The organism is Candidatus Thermoplasmatota archaeon, assembly GCA_022848865.1.
Taxonomy (GTDB): domain Archaea; phylum Thermoplasmatota; class Thermoplasmata; order RBG-16-68-12; family JAGMCJ01; genus JAGMCJ01.
Genome location: JAJISE010000001.1, coordinates 77,942 through 93,173 on the forward strand (window position 1 = coordinate 77,942; position 15,232 = coordinate 93,173).

A 15,232-nucleotide genomic window follows, 5' to 3' on the forward strand; every position below is an offset into this window, starting at 1 on the left:
TTCTCGCATCCGGCGCGGAAGGGCGTTTTCGCATTCTCAGGGGGAGAGGCATGGAAGACAGCATATTCGAGCCGTACCTGGCAACGAAGGCCATCTTCAAGAAGGACAGGGACATCCTTAGACCTTCCTATATCCCAGAGAAACTGCCTCATAGGGAGAGACAAATCAAGCAGCTGGCTTCCATTCTTGTAATGGCCTTGAGGGGCGAGAGACCTTCTAACGTCCTGATTTTTGGGAAGACAGGAACGGGAAAGACCGCGACGGTGAAGTACCTGCAGAAGGAGGTGGAGAAGGCGAAGAAGTGGTCGCGCGTCGACTACCTCTACATGAACTGCGAGGTGACCGACACACGGTACAGTGTTCTCCAGAACCTGGGAAACAGGTTCATCGAGGACTTCGACGAGAGGATCCCCTTCACGGGTTGGTCGACGGAGAGGGTCTACAACATCCTGAGGGAGAAGCTCGATGAGGAGAGGCGCGTGGTGGTCGTCGTGCTCGATGAGATCGACAAGCTCATCTACAAGAGCGGGGACGACGTGCTCTATCACCTGACGCAGATAAACGAGGACCTGAAGAAGGCTAAGGTCAGCATCCTCGGCATATCCAACGATCTCAAGTTCACGGAGTTCCTCGATCCCAGGGTCAGAAGCAGACTGAGCGATGAGAAGATGGTCTTCCCTCCGTACAACGCCGAGGAGCTGAAGGACATACTCAGCCAGAGAGCGGATCTGGCCTTTGACGACGGTGTCATCGATGAAAGCGTCACGTCGCTGTGCGCGGCCCTCGCGGCGCAAGAGCACGGGGACGCGCGGAGAGCCCTTGATCTTCTCAGGGTCGCGGCCGAGATCGCCGAGAGGAACAATGAGGACAAGATCACGGACGAGCACGTGCTTCGGGCGAAGAACCAGCTCGAGCTGGACTGCGTCATCGAGGCCGTCAAGTCGCTTCCCACACAGTCGAAGCTCATCCTTCTCGGGATAATCATGAACGAGGAGATGGGGGCCACGAGGATGACGACCGGTGATGTGTACAACATGTACAAGCAGCTCTGCCGGAGGACCGGCATGAGCGTTCTGACGCAGAGACGCATAACGGACCTCATATCCGAGCTCGATATGCTCGGGCTCGTGAGTGCCCGTGTGAAATCCTTTGGGAGGGGAGGTAGGACGAAGGAGATCCAGTCGAGTGTCCCTGCGCTCGAGACGAGGCGGGTGTTGGAAAGGGATGAGCTCCTCTCGAATGTCAGGAACTTCCGATTGAAGTTCCAGACGACCCTTGTATGAGGTCTACTCGGGTTCCCTCTCGTCCGTTTCGGACTCCTGAGCGCTGCGAGAACCTTCCATCTGTTCCTCGAGTTCTTCGATGTCCGCATCGAGATCTTCGAGTTCGTCGAGCGTCTCCGCCTCTTCTTCCAGCGGCGTTTCGCGCTCGGTCACTTCCGGCTCAGTGGTCTCATCTGTTATCTCAGGGGGCGCTTCTTCCGCCTCCTCCTTGCGTTTCCTACGGAAATCCAGAGCGTAGCTGATTCCGAAATCCAGGGCAATCGGAACAGCGATTATCAGTACTATCGCAATCAGAAGCGCATCCCAGCTGTTCCGCGGGGCAGCAGAATCGTATATCTCGCTGCAGCACGGAGCTCCTGAGTCTCGGAAAAGAGTGAGCTTCAGCAACCCGAACCAGGGGATCTCGCCCCTTGCCCTTCCCTCAATCCACTCCTGCCTGATTATGTCGAGATCGGTGCGGCCTCCGTTGTTGTCTCCCAAGGCAACAAACGCACTCCCACTGGGGTCGCCGCTTCGGTTGAACTGGGAGATGTAACCACTGATTGAAAGGGTGACGGTCACATCGGCAAAGCCAACATGGTTGAGGGTTATCGTGCCGTCAAGTCCATAGGGCGATGTGACGGTCTCACCGCCCGACATCTTCCCGGACCAGTCCGCGCCGAGCTCCAATCTGTCCAGATCGGGGATGTCGATTGTCCCGCTCGATTCATTCCAATCCAAGCGGATTAGTGCACGATGTATGATGCTCTTGGCTTCGTAGTTCCCGCCCTGTTTGTATATGATGACATCGCCGAACTCGCCGTACGTGCCGTATCCCGTGGCTCGACCCTCCACGTAGGTGATTATGTCCGACTTCGAAGGCGCATTCTGGACAAGGACAAGGTCGCCGGTATCTATGACTCCAACGAAGCTCTCCGTGTGGCTGTGCTGCATGCTCTTGCTCTCGACGACGACCATTGGAGGCCAGTTACCCGTGTAAAGAAACAGAGAGAGAAGGATAATCCCCACGATAAGGGCAGCGACGCCCAGGTCCCGGAGCAGGAAGAGGATGGAACGGATCCATTTTCTCTTCCGGTCCTTCTTCTCCTTGTCCTCGGGTTCTGACTCCATGCGCACCTTCAGCGGATAAGATACCAGGGATTTCACTTAAACCTTTCTCGCAGCGCTCTCTGGAAGGACGTCTGAGCATCAGTCTCAACGACGGTGACCTGCCTGACGAGCGGGACGGGAAGAGTGTGAGGTATCACATGCGCAAGCGGGGGAAAGACTGCTAGGTTGATGTGCGTGAGTGCGCCAGGTCGATGTGCTTCCAGGTCTGCGCTCCCTTGGTGAGGACGAGCCCGTCCTTGCTCTTCCGTTGTTGGGGATTTCGGGACAACACGGCCTAGAACTCTAGCATCGTGTACGCGCCGCTCTCGAGATTGACTATCGGAACGCGGCAGACAATGGGGTTCATGTTGTGCATCCTCTGAAATGCCGTCTGTGACTGCCAGGTCGAGCAGTTGATCATCACAACTCCCTTGTATTCCTCGATACCCGCCCAGTGGACGTGTCCCGTGGCAAAGACGTCAGGAACCCTGGCGATCGCCAGATAGTCCTCTCTCTCGGGGGCAATCGGGGTCTTCCCGCCGTATATGGGTGCGAGGTGACGCCGGATGAGCATCTCCCTCATCCCCGTCAGCGGTTTCTCGTACGAGACCTCGGGGAAAGCTCCGACGAAGTCATCGAGGCTCCTGCCGTGATAGGACAGAATCTCGACGCCATGAAGGCTGAGCAGGCACGGGTTTCCGACGAAGGTCACGTTGTCCTGAAAGACCTTCCTCACATCGGAGGGAAGAGCTGGCTGAGGCTCTGCGGGTCGGACGGCGTCGTGGTTCCCGGGTTGGAGGATTATCTCCACGTGATCGGGAAGCTGGGAGAGAAGGCCCGCAAGGCTCTCGTACTGCCCGTATATGTCATCGATCTCAAGGTCCTTGTCCTGGCCGGGATAGATCCCTATTCCGTCGACCGCGTCGCCCGGAACGACGACATACTTCACCCTTCTCGCCAGGTCGTCCGAGTTCCCAAGCCACTCCACGAGCTTCGCCCAGCGGTCGGGAAGGAATGTCTTGCTTCCCACATGGATGTCACCGAGGAAGGCCACGGACACGGGAACGTCGGCCTCGTTGAACCGCTTGCCTGGCGGCACGTCGGGCCTGAACACCCTCTTAGCGATCATCAAATCGTTCTTGCCTGTCTTTCCCATGATCCCGAGGACCTCGTCCGCGATGAAGTTATCCGAGTGCATCTCGGGGGGTATCAGAACCGACACGGTGTCTGTCTCGTCCTCCACATCAAGGATGAGATGGCCCGAGCGGGTCCTGTTCACCTTGCGAACCATGCAGACAAAACTGATCTCCCTCATCAGCCGCTTTGCCTTCGAGATGTCCTCGCATCCCCTCAGCTCTCTCCTTTGCTTGAGCATCTCAGAGAGCTGGTGAAACCTGTTCTTGAAATGGCAGTGGAAGTCATCTATCGAGCCCTGGCATGTCGATTCTCCCGTGATGTCCTTCAGAATGCGGATGTCGCTCTCACAGTCCTTGGCGGAAGATCCCACGTCGCGGGTCCTCGGTCTCGGAGGTTTCGATGCCGCCATTGGTTTCCTCTTTACCTTGTCTGCCGCAAGGATGGCGATGCCCTCCGCCTTGGCGATCTCTTCCATCGTAATCATGAAGGGCTTGTCCTGGAAACGAGTGAACAGGTCCTCGACATAGGATATCGGGTCCTCCTTCTCCAGGATATAGCTGGCAGCCTCGGGCTCAAGCAGGGTTCCCTTGTCGAGAAGTAGGCTCAAAAGCTTGCTCCGCATTCCACGGCTTATTGTCCTTACAAATCTAAATATGTTTCCACCGCGCAACTCTTATCTCGATGTTCGCGTTCTTCCGGGCGATGAGGATTGACGTGAGGACTCCCTGTAATCCGACAGAGAACGCGCGGAAGGTCGAGCGGGCGATGAAGAATGTCTTTCCGGACCTGGATATCAAGAAGGAGGCGGTGTACCTCGTCGGGACAGGATCCTCTACGGAGAGGTTAGGTGACCTTCTCAAGAACCAGAGGATCAGGTCCGCGGCAAGGGGGGTCTTCCTCTCCTCCTGCTCGGACAACGAGGTCTCCTTCGCCCTCAACAAGCAGGTCGCGTTCATCGGCAAGGTGAGCTTTGGGTCAGGCTCCCCGCTGGGAGACATCGAAGTGAAGATCACTGACGACAACATCGAAGCCCTCATAGATTCCATAGCACCCAGGATAGGAGATGTCAACGAGTGATCTCGATAAGTTGTCCCCCGCTATCCCTGCTTCCCCTTGAGGAAGCCCTGCGGATGGTGGAAGGGAAGTTCGACGGTTGGGAGATAGTGGCGGAGGGGAGGCACCTCCTCCCTGCGATCGAGGGCGATCTGGAAGAGATCGTATCCAGCCATCCCATGAAGTTCACGGTGCACGCCCCCCTCAGCGACATCAATATAGGCACCCTCAACCCGGGGATCAAGAGGGAAGCGATCAATCAGCTGGTCGAGGTGGTGGAGATAGCGCATCGTCTTGGGATAGGGAGAGTGACGATGCATCCGGGATTCCTCTCGCCCATAACGTTCGGCAGGAGGAGGCTCGCCGAAGAGGCGGTCCGGGACTCGGTGGAGGAGATTGAGCGAAGAACGGATGGGACGGATGTGGTCAAGTGCATCGAGAACATGCCGCGTCTGTTCATCACACTCTTCTCGGAGCCCGAAGAGATGCTCGAACTCATCGAAGGAACTTCTTTCGAGCTCTGCCTCGACGTGGGGCATGCGAATACGACGGGCAATCTGTCTGCATTCCTTGAGCACTGGGAGAGGTTCGGTACCGTACACGTGCATGACAATATAGGGAAGTTCGACGAGCACCTTCCGCTGGGCGAGGGAGAGATAGACTTCGAGATGGTGTTCGGTATGCTGCGGGACTATAGAGGCGACTTCGTGGTGGAGTCGAGAAGCGTGGAGGAGGGTTTGGCGGGAAAGCGGTTCATCGAGTCATTGCAGATAGCCGCACCTTAGGCACTGGAACCTCCCCTCGAAGTATCTGGCCTCTTGGAAGCCGCACTGGGAGCACACAAAGCCGAACTGCTGCGGTCCCGCTGTCTGCAGCGGCACTTCCCCTGCCATCTGGACGCCTCCGGCGGGAACTGGAACAGGCTTCTGTAAGCGGAAGAACGCCCCCAGAGCGTCCAGGGCCTTCTTGGAGTAGTAGATGAAGAAGAGAAAGCCAGCGATTAGGAAGACGATGAGCACCAAGCCAAGGAACACCTCCATGCCCGTGTTGCCGCTTGCAATTGCGACGAGCACGGAAGCAGCGAAGTAGTCCACGACGAAGTGAAAGAGAATGGAGGCCCAGATGCCCTTCTTCACATACACATACCCGAGGATGAGGCCTGCGAACAGGGTTGGAGCCAGCTTGTATACATCCCAGGAAGGGATGTGGGCGATTCCGAATATCGTCGCAGAGGCGATTATCAAACCCCAGGTGTATGACTTCATCCTCCCGCTCCCGCCAAAGAGCTCCTTGAGAAGCGGTCTGCCACGGACACCGGATCCCAGCGCGATTAGGAACAAGGGGACGCCAAGGAAGACCAGGCGGGTGGCAATCTCCTCGTATACGGACGCGTTCAGCAGCTCGAACAGCAGGAACCATTGTGGATAGCTTTGAGTCGAGGGTGAGGCCGTCTCCACTCCGAGCATCCACAAGAAGAGGAGGTATGCTGTACTGAAGAATAGGTAGGTGCAAAACAGCTGAGCGATCATCGCCCAGGAGGTGTTAGTGGACAGCCTGAGCCTCCCGTCCCTCACCGAGGAGACCATGTCAGAAATGAGCTTCTTGCCGTCAAGACCAACGGCCAGCGATATGGAAACGACGACGGCGACCACCAAGCCGAGATAGTAGAGGAGGAACCAGCCGGGATCGCTGAAACTGAATAGGCCGATGGGGATCGGAGCCAACACGTAGATTACGACACCGCACTCTGTGCACTCCTGACCCGTTATGCCGGGAATGACCTCGCTCATCCCCCAGAACAAGTATCCAGAGATGACGACAAGAAGAACGAGGAACACGATCATGACCCCAATCCAGACGAAGGACCCGAGGATGTGAATCGTCCTCATCATGGACTCGTGAATGGACACTTCCCGATACGACGGATAGTAGGTGGGCGCTCGATCGCAGACGGGGCAGTAGTTCCCTTGGAAGGGAGTCCCGCAGTAGATGCACTGCATGACGGCAGGAGCCATCTGAGGCGCCCCTGCCCCGCAATATGGACAGAAACTCCCGGAGAAGGACTGACCGCAGAAGAGACACGCAATGGGTCCTCGGGGCGCAGGTTCCGCGCCGACGTCAAGACCGCACCGAGGACAGAACCGCAGTGGGATTCCTGCTCCACATCTGGGACAGTTCACATCCGTGCTACGAGAATCTGTCTATTTAAGGGATACGGTGAGGGTTTGGCACATCAACTTAAATACCCCCAATGCTTTCGTGTGTTTCGCCCTGAACCTCCAAGCCAGAAGGCCAAGGGAACAGTTGTGCGGAGGTCGCAGCCATCGCACGAACACCGGAGGAAAAACGATGGAGAACCAAAGGAGATCGAAGGTGCATTTCGAAACGCTAGACTCTGAGAAGATCGGTTTTGGAAAAAGCAATTTCCTCGAGGTCGCCCGAAAGAAGGCGACGACAGAGGAGGGAGAGGAGAACGAGTTCATCTCCCTTTCGAGAGGGTACTACCTTGACGACGGAACGGCGAGATTCAAGAAATCCCTCACCATTCCGGACGATCCCGAGATAAGGGAATTCGTGGCTGAGAAGATAAGGACGCTGTAGTGGCCTTTTCGGGAGGCGAGACGCCGCCTGAGAATCTGCTATCATTCTTGATAACGAGTCCGTAGAATGAGGATCGGCCCGTGTGCCGAAGAAATCCAGATCACCAGTTATCCGAAAAGGAAGCCGACCCCGTTGGCGACTGTGTCCTCTTCCGCCTTGAACTTGTCGTAGGCCGATTCCGCCTCGTCGTCCTGCAGTGCCTTCCCGAGTTCCTCGAAAATCTCCTTGGCCCTCCCTATAGCTTCTTCGGTGCCCTCGACAAGCAGGAGCGTTCCCTCCATGTCCTCCCCGAGCACCTTCGCTTCCCTAATCACAATGCTCTGCCTGCTTACTAGATCGTCCTTCAGAGCCTCGTTCATCTTTCCCGTTTTTTCCTTGTCGATGCTGAAGATGACATACATGATGAATCACTGGGTCATGATTAGGCTCAGGATATAAAAAGACTCGCAGTTTCCGTCAGGTCCACTTGTCTGGATTCGCGTAGTAGTTGAACGTCTCGGACAAAATGCGGCTCGCCAACTCTGGTCTGTGGGGCAACGAGACCCACCTCCTTCGCCAGGCGAACCGCTTGCGACGCTTTCTCCACGGTGATTCGCTTCTTCATGTTCCTGAGGACAACGGGATTCGCGGATTCCATGCCTGAGCCTATTCTCGTGCACCCGCTTTCTTTCATCGGATTCATCTATCATCTCGGGGGCATTAGTTCTTAAATAGCCATGACATTTTCGCTTCGAGGCAAGTGATAATAAGGCCCCCCGAGCCAGAGGACAACGACGAGCTCATCCAACTCGACAGGGTGGCTCCTGAGGAGGGTCTGATTTCGTACTACGTGGACAGGAGGCCGAAGTACATCCACGAGCCAGATGCGAAAGGGTTCTTTCCATACATAGCGGAGGTGAACGGCAAGATCGTAGGCGTTGTCTTCAGTTCCATCGACGAACTCTACGTGAATGGCGAGCCCAAGGCCTGCGACTATGTCTCCAGCCTGCGCGTACACCCCGAGTACCGAAGAAGAGGGATTGGGCGTGCCTTGATAGATCGCGCCGTTGAGAAGGGCAGGGAAGAGAGGGCGGACATATTCTGGGCGGTCATCATGGGAAAGAACTTGGCCTCTTCCAGGACGTTCGAAAAATGCGGCTTCGACAGAGTTGGCGGGCATGGATTCAGGGTCATCATCTCGAAAGGGAGGAGGAGGTTCTCTGATGCGTCGCTGAGAGAGGCCACCGAGGAGGATTTCGACGATATGGCCACTCTGTTCTCGTCGTTCTACAAGAGCCACAACTTCAGGCCGAAGGACACACGGAAGTGGCTGACGAGCCGTTGCAGAGTCAAGGGGACGAGGCTCGGTGTGGTTTGCGTCGCGGAAAGGGACGGGAGAGTCGTCGCAACGGTCAGGGCTGTGAGGCAATGGCTAACGACCAAGATGGTCATCACGAAGCTACCTTTGAGCATGAGATTTCTGAGCTCGCTCCTTCGACTGGGAATAGAAGAAGGCTCCCTGCTCAAGATGATTGACGTCGGTGCCATATCCTTTTCCCAAGGAGAAGAGATGGCCGCCACCGATCTGATCAACTTCGCGAGGAGGAGGTTGAGGGATGAGTGCAGGATCGCCTTCATCCAATACGTGCGGGGGGGAGAAGAGGAGAAGTTCATGACCAAGGCCAGGGGCTTTTCCGGGTACTCCGACGTGTTGGCGATGAGCCCTGATCGTAAGCTGGAGGAGCTGGACCCCATATTCCCGTCGAGATAGTGTCCGGGACGAACGAAACAGGTTAAATAGAGACACACGGATTGGATGCACGTGAGTGACCTCGGGTTGATACAGGTCTACACTGGGACGGGGAAGGGCAAGACAACTGCGGCCCTCGGTCTGGCGATGAGGGCATGCGGCCACGGTCTGAGAGCCTATATGGTCCAGTTCATGAAGGGAAGGATAGATTACGGGGAGCTGAAGGTCGCCGAGAAGATTGAGGGTCTTACGATTGAGCAGTTCGGGAGACCGGATTTCGTGGACAAGGACAATCCCGCCGAGGAGGACATCGAGCTGGCAAGAGAGGCGCTCGCGAAATCAAAGGAGGTCGTTCTGAGCGGGGAATACGATCTGGTCATCCTCGACGAGATCAACGTCGCCATAGAATGGAACCTGATCGACGTCGGCGAGGTCGTGGATCTCCTAGAGATGAAACCGAAGGATGTCGAGGTCGTTCTTACGGGAAGATACGCCAGGCAGGAAATAATCGACCTAGCGGATCTGGTCAGCGAGGTAAAGGAGGTCAAGCATCCATTCACGCGGGGAATGCATTCGCGGGTCGGAGTGGACTACTAGCCTTCCACCGTCTTGGAGAACATCAAGAGTTGGATCTCTGGCGTTGTGAACCTAGACCTCTTCTTGAGCTCCTCGGCATTCCCTTCCCGCATTAGGGTCAGGAAAAGCGGATTCCCCTTTGTCAGGAGGTATATCCGCCGCATCGCCTCGTCCTCGATTCTCGGGTTTCCCAACACGAGCTTGGAGCCCTCCTGGCTGAGGCCCTTGAGATGCATCTCATCGACGACTCCGCCCTCGGTCATCTTCCTGTCGTAGAAGCGGCAGTAGGCGGGGGTCGCCTCCTGCGCGACCACGATCATCTTCGCCTTCTCGATCCCGGATAGCAGATGCGCGAGGGCATTGAATGCATCCACGAGATCCTCGCCCACGATGCTGTAGTTGTCAAAGACGAGTAGGGAACCGGAGTCGCGGAGTTCTTCTCCGAGCGCGGTCATCGTGCCATCGAAGTTTCCCTCTTCGAGCAGCTTTCTCACGCTGCTGCCACGTTTCCCAGTCGCGAAGTGCACGAGCGGCTTGAGCACGTCCGTGGCATCGTCGTCCTCGGAAAGGTCCTTCCAGAACACTCGCCAGCCCTCGGCCCCATCCAGCAAGGTCCTGACGAGGGATGACTTCCCATAACCGACGTGTCCGTACAAGGCCAGAACGGGCGCCTTGCCCGCCAACCACTCCCGCATGTGAAGGAGCTCCGCCTGTCTGTTCACGAGCTCCCTCTTCCCAGTCGCGGGCTTGGGCGGCATCTGGATAGTGTCAAGGACATCCTCTGGACCCAGGTTCTTGAGGATCTCAGTGTAACTCATCTCGTAGAGCCCGGACGCCTCCGAGACCGGGAGCTCGGTCTCGCCCGAGCTGGAGCGGACCGTGATCTTTCTCCTTCCAATCTGCTTCCTGATGTTGGCGGCCCGCCTGTATCCCTTCTCGGTCAGGAAGTACATCTTGAGACGCCTTCCGGCCCCATGGACGCGCTCCCTCCTCTCCTCGATCGCCCCCTCCTCCATGAGCGTCTTCATGGATCGCGGGATGTGGCTCCTTCGGATGCCAACGGAGGTCGCGATCCCGGCCTGCGTGATGTCGGGCGGGAGGTCGTTCTGGACATTCCTGTAGTCAAAAAGGTGAACCAGCATCCTGTCGTTGACAGTTAGACTCGCCACGCGATATCATCAGGCAGTGGTTATTTAACCATGACGGTAGCGCACTCGCGTGGTGCAAACCATGGTAACTACCACACAAGGCTTATATAAACTCAGGCTCTTCTTTCAGAACCACAGGAGGACGAAGGATGTCACTCTATAGGAAGCGTTTCTCCAGAGACAATAATGGCGTGGCCGAGGTCGTTGGAACGATATTGATATTGCTCATCACAGTGGTCATCTTCTCGACCATATTCATATGGGTGTACTCTATCCCAACGCCAGAGGCTTCAACGAAGCTCCAGATGGAAGGAGCACTGGACCCGATTTATGATACTGGTGTGTGGGACGGGGCGATAATAAACATCACCCACCAGGGCGGGGAGAATCTGTATGGCTGGAGAACGCAGGTTTACATTCGAGTGAACAATGAGTTCGAGATACTTGAGACCCAGGGAACGATCTCGTACGGACCCAACTCTGGGGACCCATACGGACTGAGAGAGGATGGTGACTGGTTCATCGGCGAGGTCTGGAGCATTCTGAACCACACGATTCAGCCTGATGACAGGGTCGAGGTCGGTGTGGTCGAATCCATAAAGGGCGAGGTGATCTGGAGCTCTTTGCTCTTGGGAGCCGCGGGCGAGCATCCCCCGCTCTTCGTCCAGAAGTGGTATGACGGCAATCTGGATACGATTGCGAGGGAGGATCTGAGAGGGAACGAGTCGTTCGCGATCTACGTCCAGATAGTGGACAATGACGGGGATTTCGATTCGGGCAACCCTGTTTACGCCAACGTGACCGTGCTCTACGCTGACTACGGCGCCTTCAAGATGTACGACAACGGCTCCATGGGAGATGCTCTGGCAGATGATGGCATCTGGACTGCGAACTATACGGCGTTCGAAGCGGACGAATCCATGGACGGCTCGCTGGTGATTATCACGGCCGAGGATGATGCTGGTCACAACACGACCGCCAGGCTAATCCTCAAGCTTCGAGAGACGACGACGATCTACATCCCAACGCCACCGCCGGATTACAATATCACCACACCGAGGTTTGGCCCTGAACTGCTTCCTGGAAGCGGCCTCCAGCACTATCAGATATTCAACGAGACAGAGTGGGATAAGTTGAGATGGGTAGGCAACGCGTCACGGACGTTCGTGAAGGGTGAGAGGATCGTCATAGTCATCGCCAGCCATTTCCTTCCTGACACGAATCTGGACAACAAGTTTTGGCTGTTCAAGGCAGAGTCTGGTCTTGGACCACAGCCCGTAGTCTATGGCGGGGGATCGCTGGGTCCGAATTCTATTCCGTCCTCAACAGAGGCGTTCGAACTCGTTGACTACGTGGGCAAGTTCTACGTCTGGGAGTGCAGGTGGAACACCTCGAGCGAGGGTCACGGCTTCAGCGACGGACTGCTGGATTACGGCCACTACTCTCTAAGGATAAAACTGAGATCCAGCTACTATCCTCCACCCGACAATCTCTTCGAGGTCATGGACTTCATCACGGTCACAGATGAGGACGGCAATTTCCCGGACTATCCGATGGTCCAGACCTTCCTTGATGCCAACCACGAGCAACCCTCTGATACGTTCAACTACACAGACATTATGTACGTCAAGGTTGTCGTCCAGGATACTGACGGCTCGTTCGAGTTCGGGAACGTCAAGATACAGGACTTCGGGGCTGGTATCCAAATCTGGGCCAAGCCAGGCAATCCTCCCGTTAGTGCCGCCTCGGTGAACAACTCCGTGAGTTATAAGTTCAACATAGACCTGACCAAGCCGAATTTCGATCCATGGCTCTTCGGAGAGAATGCCTACACGTTGAGGGTTCTGTATCTCAAGGACATCAATGAGGAATACAAGGTCTCGCTCAGTCGTCTTGTGACGATCAGGGGACCCCGATGGTACTTGGACATTGCCCATTCAATCGAGGGTTACGACCACCCGACCCATGACGACAGGGTTTACGCTGTGTTCCTCGAGAACCTTGTCTTCAGATGGGAAGATTACTGGATTGAGTCCTACAACGGTCCTCCAAACCAGAGGGACCCACCGTGGGGAGGCGGTGCTTTCCTCTCCATCGTCTTCGGAGACCTCGATGATGATACCGACTTGGATGTTGTCACGGGTCTCGAAGTGGGCAGATTGTTCATGTACAGGAACCAAGGCGGGAATGGTCACTTCTGGCAACAAAGAGAAGTCGACAACCTGGGGATGCCAGTCACAGCTGTCGATGTCGGCCATGTCGACAAGGACGGTCTCCTCGATATCGTCGCTGGAACAGAGGACGGTCATATCTGGTGGTATGCGAGCGACAACCAATGGACGCCGACACTCATCGTGGATACGGGTTTGGAGATTCACGAGTTGGTGATGGCAGACATGGATGATGACGATGACGATGACTTGGTCGTCGCGACTGGGAACGATCTTCGTGTCTATGAGAACAGCGATGGCGTCTTCGGGACGATCACGACACTGGAATACTTCGCAGAGGCGGACATTGGAGGCAATGGAACCGTCGTGCCATCACCACTTGGCTTCGAGAAAACCAAAATGTCCGATGACGACTATGAGTCCATAACTGAAGTAAGCGGAATCGCGTATAACGTCAGCACATACACTGCACAGGGAGAGGTCGATGCCCAGTACGAAGACCCAAAGAGCGGGGACTACACCAACACAAAGACCGAGGATGGGTCCTACGAGGTCCTCAGAGAGAAGAATTCATACCCACTCAAACTCAATGGGAAGTATCGTTACCTCATTCGCAATTGGACTGGCAATCTAGCAACGCATGGGCACGCCTTCCTGTTTGGAGATGTGCCGAATGGGGATCTCATTAAGCTCTACATCAACAGCTACATAAGCAACGGAACAACCAACGAGCCATTCAATATGGGCTGGTCCAACGATTGGACAGCGAACCCGACTTACATCTCAGATATCTCAAGGACGACAATAGGGACAGATGAATTCAATCTGAAGGCTGCAGGGTTCACTGGCGGACCGCTCATCATCTGGATATGGGATGATGATCACAGCGAGAAAGACATCACTTCCCTTGATGAGGCACTGAGTTGGCTATCCATCGACTACATGGGTGTGAAGGTCTTTACGGCAAACGGAACGACGAGCACTCTGGACCACATCTGGAGAACCGATTCCATCCAGGCCAATGGGCACGCATACAAGTTCTTCTTAGAGGCCTATCACGATGACAACGCTGAGAATGACCACTTCACGTTCCAGTACTCCCAGAACCAAGGAGGTCCCTGGACGGACATGGTGACCATAGTACGCACATCGGATCCTAACGACTATACTGGGGCCACGCTTCCCACAACGGTCGCAGGAAACGCATACATAAAAGTTATCGACACCGACGGCACGAACGGTAGACTCAACAACGACACTGTGTATGTGGACCATATGTTCATCAGGAGATACTATGTCTCGACAACCCCACTCTACTCCATCGACCTCGGTAGCACCGTGAATAGTATCGCCGTCGGTGATGTGGACGGTGATGGTGATAATGACGTTGCTGCGGCGACTTCCAGTGGGAACATCTATGTGAGGTACAATGATGGCCTGGGTGACCTGGGTTTGGTGGACGTGCTTGCGGCAACTGGCTCAGTTCTACAAGTGGATCTTGCCTATATTGATGGCGACGACGCCCTCGATGTCGTCGCGGGAACGGACGACAACAAAGTCTACTGGTTCGAGAATGCCCTTCCACAAACCTCATGGGATAGGGAAAAGATTGCGGACACCGATGGTGACGTCACGGCCCTGAGGGCCGGAGATGTCAATGGTGATTACTGGGACGATATCGTGATAGGAACAGATACAGGGAAGATCGTCTGGTACAAGAATGAGCGTCCTGGCTGGAAGACAGAGATCGTGGATAGCCGCAATTCACCCATCTACGATCTGGACATCGGCGACGTTGACCGAGGAGTGACGATCGAGCTAGAGAGGGACTAGTCGCTCCAGGTGCTTGAGGACGCCATCCGCCCTTTCCACCTCAATCAGGGAAAGGACCCTTGACCATTTGCCCGCCATCTTCGACAGTCTCAGAGCGATATATCGCTCCCTTTCCTGTTCAAGCCGCTCAAAACCATTATGCCTGTTGACGTACGCGTCGAACTCCAGCACGAAGTCCCCCGGTGACTGGGCCTTGAACTTCTTCCCAACGAGTGCGCGAGAATCCCTGGTCTGCTTCATCACGTCGACGACGGAGACAAAATTGCAGTACGCCTCGGTGTACAGGTGTTCATTCATGTCCACGGCCATGCACGGGACCCGCAGGCGTCTCGCAACCGCGATACACTCGGAGTAGCAGGGTGGGGGCTTCCTCACGTCTCCGAACTTCTGCAATCCCTTCATGTAGGCCTCCTCGTGAGCGCTTGACGGCTCTGCCTCTTGATTCCCCAGGGTGCCCAGCGTCCTGAGCTCCTCCTTTGAGATGCAGATGCCCAGTGCGTCCGGTTTGGTCTCTTCAATCGCCCGCTCGACCTCCTCCGCCTCGCTGACGAGGCCCCTGATCACGGGTAACACGAAAATCCTGGAGCCGCCCCTCCCAATGGAATCCATCGA

General features: G+C 55.8%; 14 protein-coding genes. 7 read left to right on the forward strand and 7 right to left on the reverse strand.

The window, feature by feature from the left end; translation table 11 throughout:
- Positions 1-50: 50 nt before the first annotated feature.
- Positions 51-1,283, forward strand: coding sequence for an ORC1-type DNA replication protein (locus tag LN415_00410; GenBank protein MCJ2555562.1), 1,233 nt, complete (start codon positions 51-53; stop codon positions 1,281-1,283).
- 3 nt (positions 1,284-1,286) lie between these two features.
- On the opposite strand, the gene LN415_00415 is transcribed toward LN415_00410, so the two are convergent.
- Positions 1,287-2,393 (reverse strand): hypothetical protein, encoded by a 1,107-nt coding sequence (locus LN415_00415; protein ID MCJ2555563.1) that lies wholly within the window; start codon positions 2,391-2,393, stop codon positions 1,287-1,289.
- 274 nt (positions 2,394-2,667) lie between these two features.
- Positions 2,668-4,131, reverse strand: coding sequence for a DNA-directed DNA polymerase II small subunit (locus tag LN415_00420; GenBank protein ID MCJ2555564.1), 1,464 nt, complete (start codon positions 4,129-4,131; stop codon positions 2,668-2,670).
- A gap of 59 nt (positions 4,132-4,190) precedes the next feature.
- Here LN415_00420 and LN415_00425 point away from each other — a divergent pair, with 59 nt between their 5' ends.
- On the forward strand, positions 4,191-4,586 hold the full coding sequence (locus LN415_00425) for a hypothetical protein (protein ID MCJ2555565.1): 396 nt from the start codon (positions 4,191-4,193) through the stop codon (positions 4,584-4,586).
- Positions 4,583-5,347, forward strand: a complete 765-nt coding sequence (locus LN415_00430; protein MCJ2555566.1) for a sugar phosphate isomerase/epimerase — start codon at positions 4,583-4,585, stop codon at positions 5,345-5,347. The genes LN415_00425 and LN415_00430 overlap by 4 nt, the downstream gene beginning before the upstream one ends.
- On the opposite strand, the gene LN415_00435 is transcribed toward LN415_00430, so the two are convergent.
- Positions 5,324-6,577, reverse strand: a complete 1,254-nt coding sequence (locus LN415_00435; protein MCJ2555567.1) for a CPBP family intramembrane metalloprotease — start codon at positions 6,575-6,577, stop codon at positions 5,324-5,326. The genes LN415_00430 and LN415_00435 overlap by 24 nt on opposite strands.
- A gap of 334 nt (positions 6,578-6,911) precedes the next feature.
- Here LN415_00435 and LN415_00440 point away from each other — a divergent pair, with 334 nt between their 5' ends.
- On the forward strand, positions 6,912-7,163 hold the full coding sequence (locus LN415_00440; GenBank protein MCJ2555568.1) for a hypothetical protein: 252 nt from the start codon (positions 6,912-6,914) through the stop codon (positions 7,161-7,163).
- A gap of 107 nt (positions 7,164-7,270) precedes the next feature.
- Here the strand turns inward: LN415_00440 and LN415_00445 are convergent, their stop codons facing one another.
- Together LN415_00445 and LN415_00450 are read right to left on the reverse strand one after the other, a co-directional pair.
- Positions 7,271-7,564 (reverse strand): hypothetical protein, encoded by a 294-nt coding sequence (locus tag LN415_00445; protein MCJ2555569.1) that lies wholly within the window; start codon positions 7,562-7,564, stop codon positions 7,271-7,273.
- A 26-nt stretch (positions 7,565-7,590) separates the two neighbouring features.
- The gene (locus LN415_00450) at positions 7,591-7,845 is read right to left on the reverse strand and encodes a hypothetical protein (GenBank protein MCJ2555570.1); all 255 of its coding nucleotides are present in this window, start codon (positions 7,843-7,845) and stop codon (positions 7,591-7,593) included.
- 57 nt (positions 7,846-7,902) lie between these two features.
- On the opposite strand from LN415_00450, the gene LN415_00455 reads away from it, so the two are divergent.
- The gene (locus LN415_00455) at positions 7,903-8,913 is read left to right on the forward strand and encodes a GNAT family N-acetyltransferase (protein MCJ2555571.1); all 1,011 of its coding nucleotides are present in this window, start codon (positions 7,903-7,905) and stop codon (positions 8,911-8,913) included.
- Between the two features lie 45 nt (positions 8,914-8,958).
- The gene (gene cobO / locus LN415_00460) at positions 8,959-9,489 is read left to right on the forward strand and encodes a cob(I)yrinic acid a,c-diamide adenosyltransferase (GenBank protein ID MCJ2555572.1); all 531 of its coding nucleotides are present in this window, start codon (positions 8,959-8,961) and stop codon (positions 9,487-9,489) included.
- On the opposite strand, the gene LN415_00465 is transcribed toward cobO, so the two are convergent.
- Entirely contained in the window at positions 9,486-10,637 is a 1,152-nt protein-coding gene (locus LN415_00465) for a hypothetical protein (protein ID MCJ2555573.1), read from the reverse strand. The genes cobO and LN415_00465 overlap by 4 nt on opposite strands.
- A gap of 128 nt (positions 10,638-10,765) precedes the next feature.
- Between LN415_00465 and LN415_00470 the strand changes: the two genes are divergently transcribed.
- Complete coding sequence (locus tag LN415_00470) at positions 10,766-14,620, forward strand: type IV pilin (GenBank protein ID MCJ2555574.1); 3,855 nt, start codon at positions 10,766-10,768, stop codon at positions 14,618-14,620.
- On the opposite strand, the gene LN415_00475 is transcribed toward LN415_00470, so the two are convergent.
- Positions 14,606-15,229, reverse strand: coding sequence for a hypothetical protein (locus tag LN415_00475; GenBank protein ID MCJ2555575.1), 624 nt, complete (start codon positions 15,227-15,229; stop codon positions 14,606-14,608). The two genes, LN415_00470 and LN415_00475, sit on opposite strands and share 15 nt — an antisense overlap.
- Positions 15,230-15,232 lie beyond the last annotated feature (3 nt).

Coding starts and splice junctions, on each gene's coding strand:
- LN415_00445 (MCJ2555569.1), bottom strand. CDS start 7,564: ATGTATGTCATCTTCAGCATCGACAAGGAAAAAACGGGAAAGATGAAC.
- LN415_00420 (MCJ2555564.1), bottom strand. CDS start 4,131: ATGCGGAGCAAGCTTTTGAGCCTACTTCTCGACAAGGGAACCCTGCTT.
- LN415_00470 (MCJ2555574.1), top strand. CDS start 10,766: ATGTCACTCTATAGGAAGCGTTTCTCCAGAGACAATAATGGCGTGGCC.
- LN415_00410 (MCJ2555562.1), top strand. CDS start 51: ATGGAAGACAGCATATTCGAGCCGTACCTGGCAACGAAGGCCATCTTC.
- LN415_00415 (MCJ2555563.1), bottom strand. CDS start 2,393: ATGGAGTCAGAACCCGAGGACAAGGAGAAGAAGGACCGGAAGAGAAAA.
- LN415_00475 (MCJ2555575.1), bottom strand. CDS start 15,229: ATGGATTCCATTGGGAGGGGCGGCTCCAGGATTTTCGTGTTACCCGTG.
- LN415_00425 (MCJ2555565.1), top strand. CDS start 4,191: ATGTTCGCGTTCTTCCGGGCGATGAGGATTGACGTGAGGACTCCCTGT.
- LN415_00440 (MCJ2555568.1), top strand. CDS start 6,912: ATGGAGAACCAAAGGAGATCGAAGGTGCATTTCGAAACGCTAGACTCT.
- LN415_00435 (MCJ2555567.1), bottom strand. CDS start 6,577: ATGGCTCCTGCCGTCATGCAGTGCATCTACTGCGGGACTCCCTTCCAA.
- LN415_00450 (MCJ2555570.1), bottom strand. CDS start 7,845: ATGAATCCGATGAAAGAAAGCGGGTGCACGAGAATAGGCTCAGGCATG.
- cobO (MCJ2555572.1), top strand. CDS start 8,959: ATGCACGTGAGTGACCTCGGGTTGATACAGGTCTACACTGGGACGGGG.